Below are 22378 nucleotides of genomic sequence, written 5' to 3'. Positions count from 1 at the left end.
CCCAACCGTTCGGTTGGGCTTTTTTGTCTCTTCAGGGCTCGAGTCCGAGGCGCATGACCTGCAGTGGCGGCGCTTCACCGGGGAGCCAACGCTGATGGATCGCCTGAAAGGTACCGTCCTTCTTCATGTCGCGTAGCGCAGCCTGCCATTGCAGGATGGTCTCGCGGTCGGTGCCGCGCGAAAAGGCGAGGTAGAGGTCGAGCGAATCCAGGGTTATGACGCGGGCCACGCGGCCGGGCGGGATGGCTAGCCGTTGCAGGGTCTGGGCCACCGCGACATTCCCTTCCACCCATAGGTCCACCCGCTTGGCGAGCAGCATGCGCGCACCTTCCTCGCTGCTGCCGGTCTCCCGGATGCTGGAAAACCCCTTGTTGCGCGCCGTACTCTCGAAGATGCTGCCCTGGTAGGCGGCCACTTCCCGTTTCAGGATGTCGCTGCCGAGTGCTTGCAATGCCAGGACGTCTTCGTTGCGCGCCAGCAGCACGGTGCTCGACATGGCGATCGGCCCCAGCAGGGTCATGTTGCGTTCGCGCTCGGCGTTGCGCCCGACGGTGAACAGCAGGACGTTGGGGCGGGTCAGCAACTGATTGTAGCCGCGTATCCAGGGCACCACGGCGATCGGGTTGTTCTGTCCCGTGCGCCGCAGTATCTCGTTCACCACCTCGACGGCCATGCCATCCGGCACCCCTCTGTTGTTGGTAAAGGACATGGGCGGCCACTCCTCGGTGTAGAGGGCGAGCCTGGGCGCCGCTTGGCAGGCCGTTATCAGCAGCAGGCCGGCAGCGAGACCGCCGAGCAGCCGCTTCAGGCTGGGTAGGGCAAGGCCAAGCAGGGGGAAGGTGAGTGCAGCGAAAGTCATGGCCGTCCGGTCCGATTTGCAGCGAGCGAGTATAAGGGGACTCGCGCGGCCTGTCAGTGCCGTATGGCATGAAAAAAGCCGGGAAAACATTCCCGGCTTGTCTGCGCTTCAGGGGTGGAGTCAGTCGCGCTCGACCGCCAGTGCCACGCCCATGCCGCCGCCGATACACAGCGTGGCCAGACCCTTCTTGGCGTCACGGCGCTGCATTTCGTGCAGCAGGCTGACCAAGATGCGGCAGCCGGAAGCGCCGATCGGGTGACCGATGGCGATGGCGCCACCGTTGACGTTGACCTTGTCGGCATCCCACTGCAGTTCGCGAGCCACACCCAACGCCTGCGCCGCGAAGGCTTCGTTGGCTTCGATCAGGTCGACTTCGCCCAGGCTCCAGCCGGCACGTTCCAGCACGCGCTGGGTGGCCGGTACCGGGCCCATGCCCATGATCGACGGCTCGACGCCGGCCGAAGCGTAGGCCTTGATGCGGGCCAGCGGCTTCAGGCCGAGCTCGGCGGCTTTCTTTGCGGTCATCATGATCACCGCGGCGGCGCCATCGTTCACGCCGGAGGCGTTGCCAGCGGTGACGGTGCCATCCTTCTTGAAGGCCGGGCGCAGTTTGCCCAGACCTTCGGCGGTAGCGCCGGCCTTGATGAATTCGTCGGTGGCGAAGGCAACCGGGTCGCCCTTGCGTTGCGGCACCATCACCGGAATGATCTCGTCGACGAACTTGCCGGCAGCCCGGGCGGCTTCCGCCTTGTTCTGCGACGCGGCGGAGAAGGCATCCTGCTCTTCACGCGAAATGCCGTACTTGGCGGCGATGTTCTCGGCGGTAACGCCCATGTGGTACTGGTTATAGACGTCGGTCAGGCCGTCGTACACCATGGTGTCGACCAGGGTGGCCGGACCCATGCGGAAGCCATCACGCGAACCCGGCAGAATGTGCGGGGACATGCTCATGCTTTCCTGGCCACCGGCAATCACGATCTCGGCATCGCCGCAGGCGATGGCCTGAGCGGCCAGGTGGGTCACCTTCAGGCCGGAACCGCACACTTGGTTAATGGTCATGGCCGGCACGTGGACCGGAATGCCGGCCTTGATCAGTGCCTGGCGTGCCGGGTTCTGGCCGACGCCGGCGGTCAGCACCTGACCCATGATCACTTCGGAGACCTGTTCCGGGGCGATGCCGGTCTTTTCCAGCAGGGCCTTGATCACCGTGGCGCCCAGTTCCGGCGCCGGAATCTTCGCGAGCGAGCCACCAAAGTTGCCGACAGCGGTGCGGCCAGCAGCGACGATAACGATCTCTTCCATCAGTCTTCTCCGTTCATTGAACTAAAATTGCCAGCATCTTGGGCCGACAATGGCATGTTGAAAACGGCCCCGATCGCTCGGGACCGGGTCCGGATCATTGCAGCGAGGCCACCACCGCCGGCAGGGCCTTGGCGCGGACGTACGTCCCCGGTGCCGGCTCGAGCGGGGGCAGTTCCTTGTTGCCCATGGTCTTGGGTGTGACTACCTGCTTGCCCGATTGCGGAGCGAGCCAGGCGTCCCAGTCCTTCCACCAGCTGCCCGGACGGCTTTCCGCGGTTTCCAGCCAGTCTTCCGGGTCTGCCGGGAGGGCTTCGTTGACCCAGTAGTTGCGCTTGTCCTTGGTCACCGGGTTGATCGAACCGGCGATGTGGCCGGAAGCGCCGAGCACGAAGCGGCGGCTTGGCGTGCCGGTCAGGTACTTCACGCCAGAGTAGGCCGAGGTCCACAGCACGATGTGATCTTCGCGGGCGGCGAAGATATACACCGGGATGTCGATCTTCGACACGTCGATCGGTACGCCGCACAGGGTGATGGCGCCCGGCTTGGTCAGCGAGTTCTTGAGGTTGATCTCGCGCAGGAAGAAGGTATGCATCGGCAACGGCAGGTCGACCGCGTCGTTGTTCCAGTAGAGCAGGTCGAACGGTGCCGGGGTCTTGCCCAGCAGGTAGTTGTTCACCACGTAGTTCCACACCAGATCGTTGGCGCGCAGCGAGGCGAAGGTGCGTCCCAGCTCCTTGCCGCTGATGATGCCGCCGCTGGCCAGCTTCTGTTCGCGGCTGCGCACCACGTTCTCGTCGATGAACACCTTGATCTCGCCCGGATCGGTATGGTCGAGCAGCGAGGTCATGAAGGTGGCGGAATCGATCCAGTTCATGCCCTTGGCCTGCATCACGCACAGCGCCGTGGTGAGGATGACGCCACCGATGCAGAAGCCCAGGGCGTTCATCGAGGGCTGGCGGGTGATTTTCTTGACCGCCTCGGCGGCGGCGATGACGCCCTTCTCGATGTAGGTTTCCCAGGTGAACTGCTTCATCTCCGGGGTGGCCGAGCGCCAGGAAATCAGGAACACGCGGTAACCCTGGGCCACGAAATGGCGCACCATCGAGTTGTCCGGCTGCAGGTCCATCAGGTAGTACTTGTTGATGCAGGGCGGAACGATCAGGAGCGGCTTTTCGTAAACCTTTTCCGTGGTCGGGGTGTACTGGATCAGCTCGATCAGTTCGTTGCGGAACACGACCTCGCCGGGCGTGGTCACGATGTTGACGCCGATCTCGAACTTGCTTTCATCGGACATCGAGATGTGACCCTTCTTGATGTCCTCCATCATGTTCTTCATGCCTTCGGACAGGCTCTCGCCCTTGGTCTCGATGGCGCGCTTGATCACCTCGGGGTTGGTCAGCATGAAGTTGGTCGGCGCCATGGCGTCGATGTACTGTCGGGTGATGAAGGTCAGCTTGTCCTTGGCCTCCGCGTCCAGCTGGGCCTGGTCGACCAGTTCGGTCATCCACTTCGAGGTGGCCAGGTAGCTTTGCTTGAGCAGGCTGTAGAACGGGTGATCGTTCCACTCCGGCGCGGCAAAGCGGCGGTCGCTGTTCGGGGCGGGGGCTTCGTCGCCAGAGGCGTTGCCCTGGCCGAGGAATTTCATCCAGAGGCCCATCTGTTGCTGGTAGAGCTGGCTCTGCATGGCAAACAGCTGGTTGGCATGGTTCATCATGCCTGCCCACGGGTTGGCCGCGCCATCGACAGGAGCGCCCATGGTGCCTCCCAGCGTCAGGGAATTGACGAACTGCTGCATCCACTGTTGATTGGCCTCGGAGAGGCTGGCAAAAAACTTCTCAAGCGAGATGGGTGCTTCCTGGCTCAATGTACTCTCCTTGCGCGTATCTGTCGGGGCAGTCCGCCGATCAGCTTGTCCTGACGCGCGGGCCCCCTGAGGGTGCTGCTGGTTTTGGCAAACTCTAACAGTGGTAAATGACAATTTCACACGAAACGACCATTCACGCCAGAGGTTTTGTTGCAGACCAGCAAATGTTGCAGTGCAACAAAATAATATATGACGGCGTGGTCGTTGTCACGTGCAATCTGCGTCTGTCCGCACTGCCGTTCGCGGGGCTTCGGCGCTATAGTTGAGAGTTGCCGTTAGCCGTGTTTAACCAGGGGAGAGTCAAAGTATGGCGGTAGTTCAATTGAACGGGCAGAGCATCCGCGTGGGCAATGTGTTCTGTATCGGCCGGAACTACGCCGCACATGCGGCGGAACTCGGCAACGCCGTCGAGGCGGAACCGCTGGTGTTCCTGAAGCCGACGTCGGCGCTGGCCGTTGAAGGCGAGCCGATTCGGCTGCCGGCCTATTCCGGTGATGTTCATCACGAATGTGAACTGGTGCTGCTGATTGGCAAGGGTGGAAAGGACATCCCTGAATCTGCCGCGCTGCAGCATGTGGCGGGCTATGCCATCGGCCTCGACATGACCGCGCGCGACGTCCAGGGTATTGCCAAGCAAAAGGGTCTACCATGGACCAAGGCCAAGGGCTTTCGCAGTGCGGCCACGGTTTCGGCCTTCGTTCCCGCGGAACGCGTCGCGGACCCGGGGCACCTCGAGTTTACCCTGCAGGTCAACGGCGAGACGCGTCAGCGGGGCGATACCCGTCTGATGCTGTTTTCCGTTCCCGCCATCATCCATTACCTTTCCACGGTCTACGGCCTGAGCGAGGGGGACCTTATCTATACCGGCACCCCGGAGGGCGTCGCGGCGGTCAAGCCGGGCGACCGCCTGCGACTCGATCTGCAGGGGTGGGTGTCGGCCGAGTGGAGCGTGGTCGAATGAGCCGGCAAAATCCTGCGCCGGACGAGGAAGGCAAGGTCCGACTCGACAAGTGGCTGTGGGCGGCGCGCTTCTATAAGACCCGGCAACTGGCGCACGAAGCGCTGGAGTTGGGCAGGGTGACGCTGGGCGGGGAACGGGTCAAGGCCTCGCGCGTAGTCAAGGTGGGGGACCGCCTGCACTTGCGGATCAACCAGCTGGAGTACGATATCGAGGTGCGAACTTTGACCGCGCAGCGACGCTCGGCCAGCGAGGCGCAGTTGTTGTACGCTGAAAGCGAAGCCTCGCGACTGGCGCGCGAGGAGAAGCAGGCCTTGCTCAAGGCCGAACGGGTGTCCTTCCCGCACGGTGCTGGTCGCCCGACCAAGAAGGATCGACGCGAAATCCAGCGTTTCAAGAATGGTTCCTGAGGCGGGGCCACGCTGTTGGCCATGCACTTCAAACGTTGGCCGAAGAGCCGGAGATGCCGCCTCAAGGGGAGGGCAGGGCCGGTAGCAGCATCACCAGCTTGAGGTCGCGACGGGTAGCCGGGTAAAAGGTGACCTGTTCGTACACCAGTCGACCGCGTTGTGGGTGCTGGAACACCCGTATCCCGCCTTCACGCCCGGTGACCTCGTAGTCCTGCCAGAACGCGGTGAATTCGGCGCTGCTCTGGCACAGCTCGGTGATCAACGGTTGCATCTCGGCATCGTCGACGCTGCGGCCGCAGTCGGCACGGAACTCCGCCACCAGGCGCTTGGCCCGGTAGGGCCAGTTGTCGATCAGGTGCCGCGCCTGCGGCGCCAGGAAAGTGAAACGCAGCAGATTGCGTGCCGACGTTCCGGCGCCAGTGTCCAGCCAGCCATGGAACAGCTGCTCCGCCGCGGCATTCCAGGCGCGGGCATTCCACTGCCGGTCGAGCACGTAGGCGGGGGCGGTGACGTGTGCCACGCTGGCCACGATGGCGTCCGCCGCGCTGGCATCGCTTTGTACGCCGGACAAATCCAGCTTGCCCGCCAGCGTGAACAGGTAATGCCTTTCCGCCGCTGTCAGTTGCAGCACCTCGGCCAGGCGGGACAGCACCTCGGTCGATGCCGACACCTCCCTGCCTTGTTCCAGCCAGGTAATCCAGGTGGGGCTGACGGCGCACAGTTGAGCCAGTTCTTCGCGTCGTAAACCGGGTGTGCGGCGTCGCCCGGTGGTGCGCAGTCCGGCGTCTTCCGGCTGCAGGCGTTCACGGTGTTTGCGGATGAACTGGCCAAGATTGTGTGGCGGCATGGGGTATCGTCTGGCGAAGGCTGGTAGGGTTTTATACTAGGATAAAATAGAGGCTTGTTCCAGTAGCCAGCGTTTTTTATCCTGATCTTCAGAGGCTGGGTTCACCGCTCTGTTTCGACATTGTCATCGCGGTACCGTGGAGGTGATGTTGACGCGGCGAACCGGATGGCGCCGGGTTCCTTTAGGTGCCGTCGAACGTTTCAAACTGGCGTTTTTGCATTGCGGCAAGGTTTGCTTGAATGAGGGGTAAACGCTATGCCAGAATGGATTTCACGCTATTTCGCCACCGTTAGATTTCGACAAGACATAGAGACATGACCGCGCAGACCCTTTACGACAAGCTCTGGTCCAGCCACGTAGTGACGGAAGAAGCCGACGGCACCGTGCTTCTTTATATCGATCGCCACCTGGTGCACGAAGTGACCAGCCCGCAGGCCTTCGAAGGTCTGAAACTGGCCGGCCGCAAGCCGTGGCGAGTATCGTCCATCGTGGCGACCGCCGACCACAACACCCCGACCGATCACTGGGACGAGGGTATCAAGGATCCGATCTCGCGCCAGCAGGTCGAAACCCTGGATAGCAACATCAAGGAATTCGGCGCACTGGCCTACTTCCCGTTCAAGGACAAGGGCCAGGGCATCGTGCACGTGATGGGGCCGGAGCAGGGCGCCACCCTGCCGGGCATGACCGTGGTGTGCGGCGACAGTCACACCTCGACGCACGGCGCCTTCGGCGCGCTGGCGCACGGCATCGGCACCTCCGAGGTCGAGCACGTCATGGCCACCCAGACCCTGGTGGCGAAAAAATCCAAGAACATGCTGGTGCGCGTGGATGGCCAGCTGGCCGCCGGCATCACCGGCAAGGACGTGGCGCTGGCGATTATTGGAAAAATCGGCACCGCCGGCGGTACCGGCTACGCCATCGAGTTCGGTGGCGAGGCGATCAAGAGCCTGTCGATGGAAGGCCGCATGACGCTGTGCAATATGGCGATCGAGGCCGGTGCCCGCTCCGGCCTGGTGGCGGTCGACCAGAAAACCATCGATTACGTGAAGGGCCGGCCGTTTGCGCCCAAGGGCGAAGCGTGGGACAAGGCAGTCGCCTACTGGAACACGCTGCATTCCGACGAAGGTGCGCACTTCGACGCCGTGGTCACGCTGGACGCCGCCGAGATCAAGCCGCAAGTGACCTGGGGTACCTCGCCGGAAATGGTGACTGACATCAATGGCCACGTACCGGATCCGGCACAGGAAAGCGACCCGGTGAAGAAGGGTTCCATCGAGCGCGCGCTGGCCTACATGGGCCTCAAGGCCAACACCCCGATCAGCGAGATCGCGGTGGATGTGGTGTTTATCGGCTCCTGTACCAACAGCCGCATCGAAGACCTGCGCGAAGCCGCCGCCGTGGCCAAGGGGCGCAAGAAGGCGGCTAACGTCAAGCAGGTGCTGGTGGTGCCAGGCTCGGGCCTGGTCAAGGCCCAGGCCGAGGCCGAAGGGCTCGACAAGGTGTTTGTCGAAGCCGGCTTCGAATGGCGCGAGCCGGGCTGCTCCATGTGCCTGGCGATGAATGCCGACCGCCTGCAGCCGGGCGAGCGTTGCGCCTCGACTTCCAACCGCAACTTCGAGGGCCGCCAGGGGCAGGGCGGGCGTACTCACCTGGTAAGCCCGGCCATGGCCGCGGCCGCCGCGATTGCAGGCCACTTCGTCGATGTTAGTCATTTCTAAGCGCGCGCTGCGCCGTTTGCTGCCGCTGACGGGTGTCCTGCTGCTTGGCGCTTGCAATACCGTGCACGGCCTGGGTCAGGACATCAACCAGGGCGGCGAGGCCGTCGGCCATGCCCTGCATCGCGGTGGCGCAGCGGTCGGCCACGCCGTGCAGCGCGGCGGTGAAGCGGTATCGGATACCGCCAAGCGCGTGGGCGACAAGATAGACGATGCGACGCGTCCGAGCCCGCCGGCCCCCGTGGTCAACGGCACGGCACCGCAAGGCAACTAACGTATTGGGAGAGGGCTTGGCCCTACAGGAACAATGAAAGCATTTACCACATTGAACGGGCTCGTGTGCCCGCTCGATCGCGCCAATGTCGACACCGATGCGATCATCCCGAAGCAGTTTCTCAAGTCGATCAAGCGCTCCGGTTTCGGCCCGAACCTGTTCGACGAATGGCGCTATCTCGACCACGGCGAGCCGGGCATGGACAACAGTGTTCGCCCGCTCAACCCGGACTTCGTGCTGAACTATCCGCGCTACGCCGGTGCCCAGGTGCTGCTGGCGCGCGAGAACTTCGGCTGCGGCTCCAGCCGCGAGCACGCGCCGTGGGCGCTGGAAGATTATGGTTTCCGCGTGGTCATCGCGCCGAGCTTCGCCGACATTTTCTTCAACAACTGCTACAAGAACGGCCTGCTGCCGATCGTGCTGCCGGCGGAGGCGGTCGACCAGTTGTTCAAGGAAAGCCAGGCAACCGAAGGCTACCGTCTGGACATCGATCTCGCGGCCCAGACCGTGACCACCCCGTCCGGTCAATCCTTCGCCTTCGATATTACCGAGCATCGCAAGCATTGCCTGCTCAACGGGCTCGATGAAATTGGCCTCACCCTGGCGCAGGCCGACAAGATTCGCGCCTACGAGGAAAAGCTCAAGGCTGAGAAGCCCTGGTTGTTGGCCTGATTCCGGCCAGTGCGGGCAGCCCTGCTGTCCGTCCATGCTAAAGAGAAAGCAAGGGACACGATTATGAAAATTGCAGTATTGCCCGGTGACGGCATCGGCCCGGAAATCATTGCCCAGGCGCGCCGCGTGCTGGACGTATTGCGTCAGGATGGCCTGCCGCTGGAAATGGAAGAGGCACCGCTGGGCGGGGCCGGTTACGATGCCTTCGGCCAGCCTTACCCGGAATTCACCCAGAAGCTGTGCCGCGCCGCCGATGCCGTGCTGCTGGGCGCCGTGGGCGGTCCGCAGTATGACAACCTCGACCGCCCGCTGCGCCCGGAGCGCGGCCTGCTGGCGATCCGCAAGGATCTCAACCTGTTCGCCAACCTGCGTCCGGCCATTCTCTACCCCGAACTGGCCAACGCTTCCACGCTCAAGCCGGAAGTGGTGTCGGGTCTCGACATCATGATCGTGCGCGAGCTGACCGGCGACATCTACTTCGGCCAGCCGCGTGGCATCGCCGTCAACGAGCTGGGCGAGCGCGAGGCGTACAACACCATGCGCTACAGCGAGAGCGAAATCCGCCGTATCGCCCACGTGGCGTTCGGCATCGCCATGAAGCGCAACAAAAAGCTGTGTTCGGTGGACAAGGCCAACGTGCTGGAAACCACCGAGTTCTGGAAGGAAATCTTCATCGACGTGGCGCGCGAGTATCCGGAGGTGGAGCTCAGCCACATGTACGTCGACAACGCCGCGATGCAACTGGTGCGTAATCCCAAGCAGTTCGACGTGATGGTCACCGGCAACATCTTCGGCGACATCCTGTCCGACGAAGCCTCGATGCTGACCGGTTCGATCGGCATGCTGCCGTCGGCCTCGCTCGACCAGAACAACAAGGGCCTGTACGAGCCTTCGCACGGTTCCGCGCCGGATATCGCCGGCAAGAACCTGGCCAACCCGCTCGCCACCATCCTCTCCGCCGCCATGATGCTGCGTTACACCTTCGGTCAGGAAGAGGCGGCCCTGCGTGTCGAGAGTGCGGTGAAGACGGTGCTGAAGCAAGGCTACCGTACCGCCGATATCTTCGAGGCGGGCTGCGAGAAAGTCAGCTGCTCGGGCATGGGCGACGCCGTGGTCGCCGCGCTGTAAGAGCCGCTAACAAAACCCTCTTGGCGTTGTTGCGCTCGCGTGCGAATCTCTAGCGGAGACTCGCCCAGCAAGCACTTGCCGTACTAATTGTCTGCGGCCGCGCGCCTAGCCAAGACCGCTGCGCTGGGTTTTGTTGGCGACTCTAGTGGCGTGGCAAATGCGGTTCAAATAAAACGCGCCAACCCCATTGTGTGAGCCGCTGTTGCCCTGCACAATGGGGTTGATCATCAGATAAGACCGGCCTCGATGAGCAGGCCGGCGAAATAGCTTCCTCTATCCGACGACATTCAGGAGATATTTATCGTGCGAGTAGGTTTTGTTGGCTGGCGCGGCATGGTCGGTTCCGTGCTGATGCAGCGCATGCGTGAAGAAAACGATTTTGCCCAGATCAGCGAGCCGGTGTTCTTCACCACCTCCAACGTTGGCGGCAAGGGTCCCGATATCGGCCGTGACGTGCCGGCATTGAAAGATGCCAAGAATATCGATGATCTGCTGGCGATGGACGCCATCGTCACCTGCCAGGGGGGCGACTACACCTCCGAGGTGTTCCCGAAACTGCGTGCCGCCGGCTGGACAGGCTACTGGATCGACGCCGCCTCCACGCTGCGCATGGAAGACGACGCCATCATCATTCTCGATCCGGTCAACATGAACGTGATCAAGGACGGCCTGGCGAACGGCGTGAAGAACTACGTCGGCGGCAACTGCACCGTATCGCTGATGCTGATGGCGCTGGGCGGCCTGTTCCAGAACGACCTGGTCGAGTGGGTTACCTCGATGACCTACCAGGCGGCATCGGGTGCTGGCGCGCAGAACATGCGCGAGCTGATCTCCGGTATGGGGGCTATTCATGGCCAGGTGGCCGACAAGCTGGCCGATCCGGCTTCCGCCATCCTCGACATCGATCGCAAGGTATCCGACTTCCTGCGCTCGGACGACTACCCGAGCCAGAACTTCGGTGTGCCGCTGGCAGGCAGCCTGATCCCGTGGATCGACAAGGATCTCGGTAACGGCCAGTCCAAGGAAGAGTGGAAGGGCGGCGTTGAAACCAACAAGATTCTCGGTCGTTCGGCCAACCCGGTACCGGTGGATGGCCTGTGCGTGCGTGTCGGCGCCATGCGCTGCCACAGCCAGGCGCTGACCATCAAACTGAAGAAGGACGTGCCGCTCGACGAGATCGAAGCGATGCTGGCTGCCGCCAACCCGTGGGCCAAGGTTGTACCGAATACCCGCGAAGCCTCGATGCGTGATCTGACCCCGGCTGCCGTGACCGGCACGCTGACCACGCCAGTGGGCCGTCTGCGCAAGCTGGCCATGGGCGGCGACTACCTGTCCGCCTTTACCGTCGGTGATCAGTTGCTGTGGGGGGCTGCCGAGCCTCTGCGCCGCATGCTGCGCATCCTGATTGAGCGTTAAAATACGCTCATCGCTCGAACCGGCCTGAGTGCCGGTTCTGTTTTTCCCAAAGGGCGCTTTGCGCCCTTTATGCATTTCTAACAGGAATTCACCATGTCTCATCCCATTCAGGTTGCCGTCGTTGGAGCAACCGGTCTCGTCGGCCAGGCCGTGCTCGACTTGCTCGCCAGCCGTGACTTCCCCGCTAGCCGCGTGTTTGCCGTGGATACCCAGGATCACGATGGGGAAACCGTCTCCTTTGGCAACCTTGAGCTGAATGTTCACCCGGTCGACGAGTTTGGCTTCGAGGTGACGCCGTTGGCCATTTTCGTGGGGGGGAGTGAGATTTCTCGGCAGTACGTGCCGCTGGCGCGCGAGGCAGGCGCCACCGTCATCGATTTCAGCTCGGCTTATCGCCAGGATGATGAAGTGCCGCTGCTCGTTCCTGCCCTGAACGGTAGCCTGGTGGCCGACCTGCCGGAGAGCGCCCTGATCGCCGTACCCAATTGCACGGTCACGCCGCTGGCCATCGCCTTGAAGGCGCTGGCTGAGCATGGTCTGAAACGGGTGACGGTATCCACCTACCAATCCGTATCCGGAAGCGGTCAGGCCGCGCTCGAGGAACTGGCCAATCAGACCACGGCGCTGTTCACCCAGCGCGAGGCCGAGTGCGAAGTCTACGCCAAGCGCATCGCCTACAACCTGCTGCCCAAGATCGGTGATGCCAACGAGAGTGGCGCGACTGAAGAAGAGTCGTCCATCGTCAATGAACTGCACCGTCTGTTCGGCAGCAATGAGCTCGCTGTCGAGGCGACCTGTGTCAGGGTGCCGGTGTTCTTTGGCCACGCGTGGTCGGTCACGGTGGAAACCGATACCGAAGTTGAGGTTTCGCGTGCCCGGAACCTGTTTGCATCGCTCGGGCTGCACGTGGTGGACCAGCCGCAGCAGGCGGATGGCTATGCCTCGCCAATGGAAGTCGCCGGCAACGACCGGGTCTGGGTAAGCCGTGTCCGCCGTACCGGAAAGACCCTCAGCTTCTGGCTTACGGCTGACAACGTCAGAGCCGCCGCGGCAATGAGCTGCGTCACTGTGGCCGAAGCTTTGCAAAATGCAGGGCACTTCGGATAAAGGAACAAGGCGGCAGTCTTTGCCGCCTTTTTTCTTGGTATGAAATCTAGCTAAAGAGCTTGTTAAAGCCTAAGATGGCACTGATAAAGGACTGCCTTCACTATGGGGTAGTTGTTGAAAAAAACATCTAAGCAGGTTGTTGCCGGAAGGTGAACTGTGGCAAATCGGGCAAAAATGAAGCTGAGCGCTCTCGCCGTTGCGGTACTTTTTTCCGCTAATGCTTGGGCGGGGCTGGGGAAAATCAATGTCAGATCCTATCTGGGTGAAACATTTCGCGCCGAGATCAATCTGACCGATGTTAATGCCGCCGAACTGTCCTCGGCACGGGTCGGCCTGGCCGGAATGGACACTTTCCGGGACCTTAACGTCGATTATTCGGGCATTCTGAGTTCGCTGAAGTTTTCGGTGGAGCCGAGTGGAAGAGGTGCCATCGTTCGCGTTTCGTCTTCCGCCCCGATCAACGAGCCGTATTTGCGCTTTGTGGTGGAGGCTAGAACCAGTTCTGGGCGTTCGGTGCGCGAGTACACCGTTTTACTCGACCCGATCGATTATCAGGTCAACAACAAGCCCTCCTTTGTTCAGTCCTTGCCAAAGGCGGCGCCTAGTCTCGCTAGTCAATACCGTGGCAACGTGGCCCGCGAGGGTGCGGTAGCGCCAAGACGTACCTCTGCCGATTCGCTTTACGTGGCTCCGGGAGCGACGCTGAATACGCTGGCGGCTCAGGTGCGGCCACAAGGCGCCACCCTCGAACAAACCATGGCTGCCTTGGTCAAGAACAATCCTTCGGCTTTCATCGCCGGGGACCCAAACCGCATCAAGGCCGCCGTCAACCTGAAGGTGCCACCGGCGGCCAAGATTCGTGCCATTGCTCCGGCCGAGGCCCGTCATCTGCTGGCTCCGGCCTCTGCACTCGCTGCCAATGCGGCGCCCCCCGCGGCACAAGCCAGTCCCGAGCAGCAGCCGGCAGCCGCGCCCAAGCCGGCTGCTGCTGCCCCGCAGGCGGCCCAGCCGGTCAAGGGTGGGGAGGTGCTGAAACTGATGGCGCCGGAAACGTCGGCGCCCACGGATGAAAAATTGTCCGATGTAGAGCAGCAAGTGGCTAGCCGCGAGCAGGCATTGAAAGATGCCGAAAAGCGCATTGCTACACTCGAGGCTCAAATCAAGGCGTTGCAGAACAGCCATGAAGTTGCCAAGCCGGCGGCCGGTGGCGGCGCCAAGGCTGGGGATGCGGCGGCTGGGCCGTCGTGGGTCGATTCGCTGGTTGACAATCTGCCTCTGGTCGGTGGTGGCGCCGCCGTCGCGCTGTTGGCAGCCTTGGGAGTGGTGGTGGCGCGCCGCCGCCGTCAGGCCCCGTCCTTGTCTTCTGCGCTCAAGCTTTCGTCCGGCAATGCCGGCGCCGTTCTAGGTAGTGGAGCCAGCTCCAACATCAACCTCCAGGGTGGGGCGTCGGCCATCGGCGGAGGCCATTCTTTCATGGCCAACTTCACGCAGTCGGTGGGGGCTATCGACACGGCCGAGGTTGATCCGATTGCCGAGGCGGAGGTGTATATCGCCTACGGTAGGGATGCGCAGGCCGAGGAGATTCTCAAAGATGCGCTGAGCCGCGATCCGTCACGCCACGAAGTACGTTTGAAATTGATGGAAATCCACGCCGGGCGGCAGGACAAGGAAGGCTTTGAGTCTCTCGCGCGCGAACTGTATGCGGCATTCGACGGCAAGGGCCCGCATTGGGCCAAGGCGGCGGCGATGGGGGCGGTACTCGATCCGGGTAATCCACTGTATCAGCTGCTTGACTCTGCCCTGGGGGCGAGCGCCCAGATTGCGGCGCCGGCGGCGGCGATTGACCTTGATCACGAACTGTTCGGGCAGCCCTCGGCCCCTGCTTCCCCGCCGATGCCGGCAGAAAACGCCGCTGCTCCCCGCGAGCCAGCAAAGGCACCGAGCGCTCCTGTTACACAATCCAGTCTGGCCGAAAGCGACGACCCGTTGCGCGCCGCTCTGTTTGCCGAAGCACCACCCTCCGGGCTTGCGGAGGAGGCCAATCCGGGGAATATGCTCGATTTCGACCTGGATGCCGCTTTTGACCTCTCTGCCAAGAAGCCGGAGGCGGGCGCCACACAGGGTGACCCGGCAGCCTCGGAGGCGATGCAGGAAAATCTGCTCGATTTCGACTTCAATCTCGATTCGATGTTGAGCGAGCCGTCCGGCGAGGCTGGGCAGCAGGGTAAAGCCGATACGGCTCCCGATCTGGGGCTCGAAGAGACAGGTTCGGCCGGTTTTGACGCCCTCTACGAAGGTATGCTGGGGGCTGAGTCGGCACCGGAGGCCGCCTCGCTGGAGGGCTTGTCGGTCAATGACGATCCTTTGTCCACCAAACTCGATCTGGCCAAGGTTTATCTGGATATGGGGGATAAGGACGGCGCCAAGGAAGTGCTGGAAGATCTGCTTTCCGAAGCCCAGGGCGGGCTGAAGGCGGAGGCGGAACAATTGCTGGCCAAGATAGGTTCTTGATCGTGAAACTCCGGCCCTCCTTCGAGGGCTGGTTCGTTTCGGCTCCACCGGAGGCTTGCTAGACAGGGAATGAACAGAATGGACTCTGTCATCAGAATGACGGCGATTGCCGCTTTGCTGTCTTCTTTGGGGGTCGCGGTGCAGGCCCATGCTGGGTTGGGGCCGATCAAGGTGCTGTCCTCGGACGGGGAGCCTTTTGAGGCGGAAATTCCCCTGGTCGATGAAGCCGTTGGCGCCAACGCGTCGATTGGACTAGCCGACCGCAATCACTACCCTCTGATCTCCCCGTACACGCCATCAGCCGGCAAGCTCCAGTTCTCTCTGGTGCAGCAGGTCGATGGAACGCTCTCGAAAGTACGTGTTGCCGGCCCAGCCAATTTCGATGAGCCCACGCTGCATTTTGCCGTGGAAATCAGCTGGCCTGCCGGGCGCCTGGTGCGCGAATTCGATGTGGATTACCGCCGCGATGGGCCACGCCACCCAAAACGTCACCCCCTGCCTGATGACGAAGGCAAGAAAGCCGCTGTCACTGCCGATCATCATGCCCGGCTAACACCGCTGGGACTTGGTGAACTCAAGGTGCAGTCCTTTATTGGCGAGCCCTTGCTTGCCGAAGTGGAGGTGCTGGGGCGGCTTCATGCCGAGCACAAGCAGCTCTCTGCCGTGGTGCTGCCCAGTGGTGCGGTGGGGGCACAGCAGGCCCATTTGCTAGCGTCGATAGGCTACGAGTTTGTCAAGTCAGCGAGCGGTAAGACGATGCTGCGGCTTTTCTCCTCTCAAATCGTCGAAGAACCCGTGCTCTCGCTGCGGCTCGAGGTCGGAGTCGGCACCCTTAAACTGGCAAGAAGCTATTCGCTGTTGTTCGACCCCCCTGAAACTGCCCGTCAGATTGTCCGTTCTTCTCGGGGAGAGGCTGCCGGCGTGGTTCGTGATGCGGCAAAGACCAAGGTCTATCGGGTCGGGCGCGGGGACACGCTCGGGGCTATCGCGCAGCGCACCGAGGGCGCGGGCTCGGTGGAGCAGGTGATTCGCCGGCTGCATGCCGCCAATCCGCAAGCCTTTATCGCCGGCGATGTCGACAGGCTGAAAGCCGGAGCGCAACTGGCCTATCCGGCAAATTGGCGCATTGCCGAGGCGCCACCGGGTGGCAATAAGGCAACCGTGAAAGAGTCTTCTGCTGCTCCAGCGCAGCTTGCTGCTCCCGTGCCAGCAACTGCCCCTGTGGTCGCTCCAGCTGCGGCTGCGGTCGTGCCTGTGGTCGGCGATAAGGTTATACAGCCCAGCAAGGAGGTGCAGAGGGAGGAGCAGTTGAAACGCCGGCTTCAGCAGCAGGACCAACTGCTCGCGGTGGCGGAGCAGCGCCTTCAGGCGCTGCAGCAACGGCTGAATGCCTTGCAGCAAGAGGCAGCCCATTCTGCCCAGCTCAAGGCGCCTACAACCAAGACCGCGCCGGTCGGAAACGCTGCCGGTACTGAGCCCGGCGCGATGGAGAGCCTGGGCAAGGCATTGGGCGACAATTCTCCTTATCTCTATAGTGCCGGTGCTGCGGGCGTGGCATTGCTGGGCGGGGGGTGGTGGTGGTTGCGGCGACGCCGGAATCGGCAAGCCGGCAGTGCGAACGGCCTTGCAACGGCGTTGAGCGTTGGTGCCAATCCGTCCCTGCTGACGATGGGGCCGCTCACCACCTTGATGGCGGGCGGCAAGCAGGGTGGGGGAATCGACTTGAGCCCGGTCGACCTGGTGGCCGAGGCGGAGGTCTATCTTGCTTATGGCCGTACCGATCAGGCCTTGGCCTTGCTGCGAGAAGGGCTGGTGCGGGAGCCGATGCGGCAGGATGTACGGTTTAAATTGCTGGAAGCCTTGTCCGCCCTGCCGGACAAACAGCCCTTCATCCTCGAGGCGACGGCAGCGAAAGGCGTGTTTGGCAAGGATAGTACCTTGTGGCAGCGTGTCTGTGAGCTGGGGCGGGTAACCCTGCCGGGCAATCCGTTATTTGACATGGAGCCGCTTGCGCGCGCCGAAGGTGTCGCGGTGCCGGCCGCAGTGTCTATTCCGGCGGCTGGTGCGGAGGCACGAGCGGCGGTTCCCCCCGTCGTGCTAGGGGATGGATCGGCCGTGCCGACCCAGGCCTCCCTTGCTGCTGAGGTTCCCTTGGCCGCCGAGGTACCTCAATCGGCTTCGGACAAACAGGAACTGGCGCGGCTGTACATGGAGATGGGGGATACTGAGGCGGCCAAGGCCTTGTTGAAGGAGTCTGAAGATTCGGCTTGATCTGACTGAGACGTTCCATCCCGCGGCAATCTTGCTGTGTTGGCTGATGGCGGCACTGGTGGTGCAGTTTCTACCCCTGGTGCCGTTGTCGTTCTTGGCCGTGGTCGCCGCGGTGCTGCTCAACGTGCAAGAGCGGACGGGGGTAGGGCAGTCGCTGCGCCGGATGCGCTGGCTGTTGCTGACGTTGTGGTTGACCATGGGGTGGTCGGTGCCGGGCGATGCCTTGTTCGATGCTGCCTGGGCGCCGACGCGTGAGGGGTTGGCCGAAGGAGCGCGTCATGTCTTGCGGCTGCTCATTCTGGTGTGGCTGATTCGTGGTATCTGGTTGGCGGTGGGACGGGATGGGGTGCTGGCTGGCCTGCTGTTCCTCCTACGTCCCTTGCACTGGGTGGGCCTGTCATCGGAGCGTTTTGCCTTGCGCCTGTGCTTGACCCTTTCCTATGCCGAGCAGTTGCTGGCGGCGACGCGGCCGCGCACGCGAAGTGCCTGGCGCTCCCTCATGGCCGAAGCCATGGCGTTACCTGCGCCGGATGGGGTACAGTTGAGGGTTTACCGCTGGAGGGCATCCGATAACGTGGTCCTGGTGTCGTTGGCGGTGGGTCTGGGAGCGGTCATGAAGGCGGTTGCATGAGAGTGGCGTTGGGGGTCGAGTACGACGGCAGGGCGTTTGCGGGCTGGCAAAGCCAGCCGCACGGCAATACCGTGCAGGACAAACTGAATCTGGCCTTGTCGCACATCGCCTGCGCGCCGATAAATACGGTGGCCGCCGGCCGGACCGATGCCGGAGTCCATGCCCTGATGCAGGTGGTGCATTTCGATGTGGAGGCCGAGCGTCCGGAGAATGCCTGGGTGCGTGGCGTCAACAGCCATCTGCCGGCGGACATCGCCGTGGTCTGGGCCAAGCAGGTGGACGAGGAGTTCCATGCGCGCTTCTCGGCCTTTTCCCGCTCCTACAGTTATTTCCTGCTGACCCACCCGGTGCGCAGCTGCCTCCTGGCGGGCAAGGTAGGCTGGTATCACCAGCCGCTGGATGTGGCGGCGATGCGGGAAGCGGCTGCTCATCTGTTGGGACGGCATGATTTTTCCAGCTTCCGGGCTGCCGAATGCCAGGCCAAGTCGCCGGTCAAACACCTGCAGCGGCTGGATATTCACGAGGCGGACGGTTTCATCCGCTTCGACCTGCTGGCGGATGCCTTTCTGCATCACATGGTACGCAACATCGTCGGGGCACTGGTGTATATCGGCAAGGGGACGCTCAGTCCGGAGGACATGGTCGATCTGTTGTCGGCTCGGGACCGTCGTCACGCCCCCCCTACCTTCATGCCGGATGGCCTGTATCTGACCGGAGTAGGGTACCCCGAGTCGTTTGGCGTGACGGCGGCGAGCGACCCCGCCCGGCTGACATTGTGGAGATGAGATGCGTCCCCGAGTAAAAATTTGCGGCATCACCCGGCCGGAAGACGGGGTCGAAGCGGCCCGTTTGGGCGCCGACGCCATCGGCCTAGTGTTTTACGAGAAAAGCCCGCGCAACGTCTCGTTGGAGCAGGCGCGAACCATCGTGCGGGAGCTGCCGCCTTTCGTCAGTGTGGTGGCCCTGTTCGTTAATCCTGACGAAGCTTTCGTGCGCCGTGTTCTCGACGCCTGCCCGGTAGACATTCTGCAGTTCCACGGCGAGGAGTCTCCCGAGTTTTGCCGCTCGTTCTCCCGGCCCTATCTCAAGGCTGTGCGGGTCAGGCCGGGGGTGGATTTGCTAGAATGGGCGGCGGCCTATCACGATGCGCGTGGTTTGCTGGCCGACGCCTTCGTTGAGGGCGCTCATGGCGGTACCGGCGCGGTGTTTGACTGGACGCTGCTGCCAGCGGATCTGCCGTTGCCGCTGATCCTGTCCGGGGGGTTGACGCCGGACAACGTGCAGGATGCTGTGACAAAGGTTCAACCCGCCGCCGTGGATGTGTCGAGCGGGGTGGAGCAAGGAAAAGGAATCAAGGATGCGGCCAAGATGGCGGCATTCATATCAGGAGCAAGGCATGGATCGGTATGATTTTCCGGATGTCCGCGGCCATTTCGGTCCGTATGGTGGCATCTACGTCGCCGAAACGCTGATGGCGGCATTGGCTGAACTCAACGAAGAATACGCACGCGCCAAGGCTGACCCGGCGTTCTGGGAAGAGTTTCATTACGAACTGAAGCATTATGTCGGCCGCCCTTCGCCGATCTACCACGCCAAACGCTGGTCCGAACTGCTGGGCGGGGCGCAGATCTATCTCAAGCGCGAAGACCTGAATCACACCGGCGCGCACAAGGTCAACAACACCATCGGCCAGGCATTGCTGGCCCGGCGCATGGGCAAGAAGCGCGTGATCGCCGAGACCGGCGCCGGCCAGCACGGCGTGGCGTCGGCCACCGTGGCCGCCCGTTATGGCCTCGAATGCGTGGTGTACATGGGGGCGGAAGACGTCAAGCGCCAGTCGCCCAACGTGTACCGCATGAAGCTGCTGGGCGCCACCGTGGTGCCGGTCGAATCCGGCTCCAAGACGCTCAAGGATGCGCTCAACGAAGCGATGCGCGACTGGGTGACCAACGTCGACAGCACGTTCTACATCCTGGGTACTGCCGCCGGTCCGCATCCCTACCCGATGCTGGTGCGCGACTTCCAGACCGTGATCGGCGAGGAATGCAAGGTGCAGATGCCGGAAATGATCGGTCGCCAGCCGGACGTGGTGGTGGCGTGTGTCGGTGGCGGTTCCAACGCCATTGGCCTGTTCTATCCGTACATCGGCGTCGACGGCGTGCGCATGGTTGGTGTCGAGGCGGGTGGGGACGGTGTCGAGACCGGTCGCCATGCCGCACCGCTGTCCATCGGCAAGCCGGGCGTGCTGCACGGCTTCAAGAGTTACCTGATGCAGGATGAAGACGGTCAGATCATCGAGACGCACTCGGTGTCCGCCGGCCTGGACTACCCGGGGGTAGGTCCGGAACACAGCTACCTCAAGGATATCGGTCGCGCCGAATACACCGCGATCAATGACGACGAGGCGCTCAAGGCATTCCACGACCTGTGCCGCTACGAGGGTATCATCCCGGCGCTCGAGTCCAGCCACGCCCTGGCCTGGGCGGCCAAGACCGCGCCGACCATGAGCAAGGATCAGGTCATTCTGGTCAACCTGTCCGGTCGCGGCGACAAGGACATCAATACCGTGGCCAGCCTGTCCGGCCTGACCTTGTAAGCAGGAGTAAGCATGTCACGTATTGCAGCATGTTTTGCCGCACTGGCCGGCAAGAAGGCCCTGATTCCGTTCATTACCGCGGGTGATCCTCATCCGGATCTGACCGTGAGCCTGATGCATGGCCTGGTCGAGGGCGGTGCCGACATCATCGAGCTGGGGGTGCCGTTTTCCGACCCGATGGCCGACGGGCCGGTGATTCAAAGAGCCTCCGAGCGCGCGCTGGCACACAAGGTCGGCCTGCGCCATGTGCTCGACATGGTCGCCGAGTTCCGCAAGACCAACAGCGCCACGCCGGTGGTGCTGATGGGTTACCTGAATCCGCTGTGTGCCATGGGCTATGCTGAATTTGCCAAGCGTGCCGCCGCCGCCGGGGTGGACGGTATGTTGACGGTCGATTGCCCGCCGGAAGAGGCGGAGGAACTGGCCACGGCGCTGCAACAGGAAAGTATCGACCCGATCTTCCTGTTGGCGCCGACCACACCGCTCCAGCGGGTGGCCGAGATCGCTCGTCATGCGCGCGGCTATGTTTACTATGTGTCACTGAAAGGCGTGACCGGTGCTGGAAATCTGGACATTGACGACGTAGCGCGTAAAATTGCCGCCCTTAGACAATACATTCATGTGCCTATCGGTGTCGGCTTCGGTATTCGCGACGGTGCAACCGCGCGTGCCATTGCCGTCACGGCCGATGCTGTCGTGGTGGGAAGCCGTCTGGTCCAGGAAATCGAGGCGGCAACGCCCGAGACCGCTCGCGAGCGGTTGACCCCCCTGGTCGCCGAACTGAAGGCCGCCATTAGTTAGTACATGTCCCCGCGGTTTCGTGCCGCGGGGCAATCATGCTTCGGCCAACCTGTTGTTGCCGGAGCGAATGAGCAAGGAGTCAGCATGAGCTGGTTGAATAAACTCCTGCCGCCGAAGATCAAGCGCGAGAATCGCGCCGAAAAGTCCTCGGCGGTACCGGAGGGGCTGTGGAGCAAGTGCCCGGCCTGTGAAGCGGTGCTGTATTACACCGACTTGGAAAGCAATCTGCAGGTTTGCCCGAAGTGTAACCATCATCACGCGGTCTCTGCACGGGATCGCCTGGGTATGTTGCTGGATGCCGAAGGCCGCCGCGAGATCGGTGCCGAAGTCAAACCGGTTGATATCCTGAAGTTCAAGGACGGCAAGCGTTACCCCGATCGTCTGGTGGCGGCGCAGAACGCCACCGGCGAAGACGACGCCCTGGTGGTCATGCAGGGCAGCATCCTGACGCTGCCGGCCGTGGTGGCGTCGTTCGAATTCAAGTTCATCGGTGGTTCGATGGGCTCGGTGGTGGGGGAGCGTTTCGTGCGCGGCGTACAAGCTGCGGTGGAAGCCAAGGCGCCGTTCATCTGCGTTTCCGCCTCGGGTGGCGCGCGCATGCAGGAAGGCCTGAGCTCGCTGATGCAGATGGCCAAGACCAGTGCCGCGCTGCAATTGCTGACCGACCACAAGCTGCCGTTCATCTCGATCCTGACCGACCCGACCATGGGCGGCGTTTCGGCTTCGTTCGCCTTCCTCGGCGACGTGGTGATCGGTGAGCCGGGTGCGCTGATCGGTTTTGCCGGTCCGCGTGTCATCGAGCAGACCGTGCGCGAGACCCTGCCGGAAGGCTTCCAGCGTTCCGAGTTTCTGCTGGAGAAGGGCGCCATCGACATGATCGTCGATCGCCGCGAGCTCAAGGCCAAGGTGGCCTCGCTGATCTCGATCCTGATGAAGGAACCCGCGGTCGCCTGATCCTTTCGCGCGGTTGTCCGCTCGAACTAAAAACCCCGCCGGTTGGCGGGGTTTTGCTT

20 protein-coding genes are annotated in these 22378 nt (G+C 62.5%); 16 read left to right on the top strand and 4 right to left on the bottom strand.

Annotated elements, in window-relative coordinates; genetic code table 11:
* Window positions 1–31 precede the first annotated feature (31 nt).
* The 3 genes from AC3WG5_RS13370 to AC3WG5_RS13360 form a co-directional block, all read right to left on the bottom strand.
* Complete coding sequence (locus AC3WG5_RS13370) at window positions 32–859, bottom strand: substrate-binding periplasmic protein (RefSeq protein WP_492569036.1); 828 nt, start codon at window positions 857–859, stop codon at window positions 32–34.
* A 120-nt stretch (window positions 860–979) separates the two neighbouring features.
* Complete coding sequence (locus AC3WG5_RS13365) at window positions 980–2161, bottom strand: acetyl-CoA C-acetyltransferase (protein ID WP_014086687.1); 1182 nt, start codon at window positions 2159–2161, stop codon at window positions 980–982.
* 94 nt (window positions 2162–2255) lie between these two features.
* Complete coding sequence (locus AC3WG5_RS13360; RefSeq protein ID WP_492569035.1) at window positions 2256–4025, bottom strand: PHA/PHB synthase family protein; 1770 nt, start codon at window positions 4023–4025, stop codon at window positions 2256–2258.
* A 307-nt stretch (window positions 4026–4332) separates the two neighbouring features.
* Here AC3WG5_RS13360 and AC3WG5_RS13355 point away from each other — a divergent pair, with 307 nt between their 5' ends.
* Entirely contained in the window at window positions 4333–4986 is a 654-nt protein-coding gene (locus tag AC3WG5_RS13355; protein WP_492569034.1) for a fumarylacetoacetate hydrolase family protein, read from the top strand.
* Window positions 4983–5393: an RNA-binding S4 domain-containing protein gene (locus tag AC3WG5_RS13350; protein WP_492569033.1), complete on the top strand. Its 411-nt coding sequence runs from the start codon at window positions 4983–4985 to the stop codon at window positions 5391–5393. Before AC3WG5_RS13355 ends, AC3WG5_RS13350 begins: the two co-directional genes overlap by 4 nt.
* Before the next feature lie 61 nt (window positions 5394–5454).
* Here AC3WG5_RS13350 and AC3WG5_RS13345 read toward each other — a convergent pair whose 3' ends face one another.
* On the bottom strand, window positions 5455–6240 hold the full coding sequence (locus tag AC3WG5_RS13345) for a helix-turn-helix transcriptional regulator (RefSeq protein ID WP_492569032.1): 786 nt from the start codon (window positions 6238–6240) through the stop codon (window positions 5455–5457).
* A 314-nt stretch (window positions 6241–6554) separates the two neighbouring features.
* On the opposite strand from AC3WG5_RS13345, the gene leuC reads away from it, so the two are divergent.
* From leuC to accD, 14 genes are all read left to right on the top strand, one after another.
* Window positions 6555–7961, top strand: coding sequence for a 3-isopropylmalate dehydratase large subunit (gene leuC, locus AC3WG5_RS13340; RefSeq protein ID WP_294863675.1), 1407 nt, complete (start codon window positions 6555–6557; stop codon window positions 7959–7961).
* Window positions 7945–8232, top strand: coding sequence for an entericidin (locus AC3WG5_RS13335; RefSeq protein WP_492569031.1), 288 nt, complete (start codon window positions 7945–7947; stop codon window positions 8230–8232). Before leuC ends, AC3WG5_RS13335 begins: the two co-directional genes overlap by 17 nt.
* Window positions 8233–8265: 33 nt before the next feature.
* The gene (gene leuD / locus AC3WG5_RS13330) at window positions 8266–8904 is read left to right on the top strand and encodes a 3-isopropylmalate dehydratase small subunit (protein WP_492569030.1); all 639 of its coding nucleotides are present in this window, start codon (window positions 8266–8268) and stop codon (window positions 8902–8904) included.
* Window positions 8905–8967: 63 nt separating this feature from the next.
* Window positions 8968–10032 carry a 3-isopropylmalate dehydrogenase gene (gene leuB, locus AC3WG5_RS13325; protein WP_014086695.1) on the top strand — a complete coding sequence of 355 codons (1065 nt, stop codon included), beginning with the start codon at window positions 8968–8970 and terminating at the stop codon, window positions 10030–10032.
* A 303-nt stretch (window positions 10033–10335) separates the two neighbouring features.
* Window positions 10336–11448 (top strand): aspartate-semialdehyde dehydrogenase, encoded by a 1113-nt coding sequence (gene asd / locus AC3WG5_RS13320; RefSeq protein ID WP_492569029.1) that lies wholly within the window; start codon window positions 10336–10338, stop codon window positions 11446–11448.
* A 93-nt stretch (window positions 11449–11541) separates the two neighbouring features.
* Window positions 11542–12555 (top strand): aspartate-semialdehyde dehydrogenase, encoded by a 1014-nt coding sequence (locus AC3WG5_RS13315; protein WP_492569028.1) that lies wholly within the window; start codon window positions 11542–11544, stop codon window positions 12553–12555.
* A gap of 174 nt (window positions 12556–12729) precedes the next feature.
* The gene (locus AC3WG5_RS13310; protein ID WP_492569027.1) at window positions 12730–15066 is read left to right on the top strand and encodes a motility hub landmark protein FimV; all 2337 of its coding nucleotides are present in this window, start codon (window positions 12730–12732) and stop codon (window positions 15064–15066) included.
* A 78-nt stretch (window positions 15067–15144) separates the two neighbouring features.
* Entirely contained in the window at window positions 15145–17337 is a 2193-nt protein-coding gene (locus AC3WG5_RS13305) for a FimV/HubP-related protein (protein WP_492569026.1), read from the top strand.
* 31 nt (window positions 17338–17368) lie between these two features.
* On the top strand, window positions 17369–17968 hold the full coding sequence (locus tag AC3WG5_RS13300; RefSeq protein ID WP_492569025.1) for a hypothetical protein: 600 nt from the start codon (window positions 17369–17371) through the stop codon (window positions 17966–17968).
* Entirely contained in the window at window positions 17965–18753 is a 789-nt protein-coding gene (gene truA / locus AC3WG5_RS13295) for a tRNA pseudouridine(38-40) synthase TruA (protein ID WP_492569024.1), read from the top strand. Before AC3WG5_RS13300 ends, truA begins: the two co-directional genes overlap by 4 nt.
* A gap of 1 nt (window position 18754) precedes the next feature.
* Complete coding sequence (locus tag AC3WG5_RS13290) at window positions 18755–19378, top strand: phosphoribosylanthranilate isomerase (RefSeq protein WP_492569023.1); 624 nt, start codon at window positions 18755–18757, stop codon at window positions 19376–19378.
* Window positions 19365–20564 (top strand): tryptophan synthase subunit beta, encoded by a 1200-nt coding sequence (trpB, locus tag AC3WG5_RS13285; protein ID WP_008953716.1) that lies wholly within the window; start codon window positions 19365–19367, stop codon window positions 20562–20564. Before AC3WG5_RS13290 ends, trpB begins: the two co-directional genes overlap by 14 nt.
* Before the next feature lie 12 nt (window positions 20565–20576).
* Window positions 20577–21365, top strand: a complete 789-nt coding sequence (gene trpA, locus AC3WG5_RS13280) for a tryptophan synthase subunit alpha (protein ID WP_492569022.1) — start codon at window positions 20577–20579, stop codon at window positions 21363–21365.
* Between the two features lie 84 nt (window positions 21366–21449).
* Complete coding sequence (gene accD, locus AC3WG5_RS13275; protein ID WP_492569021.1) at window positions 21450–22319, top strand: acetyl-CoA carboxylase, carboxyltransferase subunit beta; 870 nt, start codon at window positions 21450–21452, stop codon at window positions 22317–22319.
* Window positions 22320–22378: the final 59 nt, after the last annotated feature.

Source organism: Pseudogulbenkiania sp. FW507-F1 (assembly GCF_058781125.1).
Note: the sequence above shows the minus strand (reverse complement) of the source record. Positions and strands in the feature narration are given on the sequence as shown.

Bases quoted from the DNA above. Each gene is read 5' to 3' on its own strand.
- leuD (WP_492569030.1), top strand. From the start codon at position 8,266: ATGAAAGCATTTACCACATTGAACGGGCTCGTGTGCCCGCTCGATCGC.
- AC3WG5_RS13290 (WP_492569023.1), top strand. From the start codon at position 18,755: ATGCGTCCCCGAGTAAAAATTTGCGGCATCACCCGGCCGGAAGACGGG.
- AC3WG5_RS13335 (WP_492569031.1), top strand. From the start codon at position 7,945: ATGTTAGTCATTTCTAAGCGCGCGCTGCGCCGTTTGCTGCCGCTGACG.
- accD (WP_492569021.1), top strand. From the start codon at position 21,450: ATGAGCTGGTTGAATAAACTCCTGCCGCCGAAGATCAAGCGCGAGAAT.
- trpA (WP_492569022.1), top strand. From the start codon at position 20,577: ATGTCACGTATTGCAGCATGTTTTGCCGCACTGGCCGGCAAGAAGGCC.
- leuB (WP_014086695.1), top strand. From the start codon at position 8,968: ATGAAAATTGCAGTATTGCCCGGTGACGGCATCGGCCCGGAAATCATT.
- AC3WG5_RS13315 (WP_492569028.1), top strand. From the start codon at position 11,542: ATGTCTCATCCCATTCAGGTTGCCGTCGTTGGAGCAACCGGTCTCGTC.
- truA (WP_492569024.1), top strand. From the start codon at position 17,965: ATGAGAGTGGCGTTGGGGGTCGAGTACGACGGCAGGGCGTTTGCGGGC.
- AC3WG5_RS13310 (WP_492569027.1), top strand. From the start codon at position 12,730: ATGAAGCTGAGCGCTCTCGCCGTTGCGGTACTTTTTTCCGCTAATGCT.
- AC3WG5_RS13370 (WP_492569036.1), bottom strand. From the start codon at position 859: ATGACTTTCGCTGCACTCACCTTCCCCCTGCTTGGCCTTGCCCTACCC.
- trpB (WP_008953716.1), top strand. From the start codon at position 19,365: ATGGATCGGTATGATTTTCCGGATGTCCGCGGCCATTTCGGTCCGTAT.
- leuC (WP_294863675.1), top strand. From the start codon at position 6,555: ATGACCGCGCAGACCCTTTACGACAAGCTCTGGTCCAGCCACGTAGTG.
- AC3WG5_RS13365 (WP_014086687.1), bottom strand. From the start codon at position 2,161: ATGGAAGAGATCGTTATCGTCGCTGCTGGCCGCACCGCTGTCGGCAAC.
- AC3WG5_RS13305 (WP_492569026.1), top strand. From the start codon at position 15,145: ATGGACTCTGTCATCAGAATGACGGCGATTGCCGCTTTGCTGTCTTCT.
- AC3WG5_RS13355 (WP_492569034.1), top strand. From the start codon at position 4,333: ATGGCGGTAGTTCAATTGAACGGGCAGAGCATCCGCGTGGGCAATGTG.
- AC3WG5_RS13345 (WP_492569032.1), bottom strand. From the start codon at position 6,240: ATGCCGCCACACAATCTTGGCCAGTTCATCCGCAAACACCGTGAACGC.
- AC3WG5_RS13350 (WP_492569033.1), top strand. From the start codon at position 4,983: ATGAGCCGGCAAAATCCTGCGCCGGACGAGGAAGGCAAGGTCCGACTC.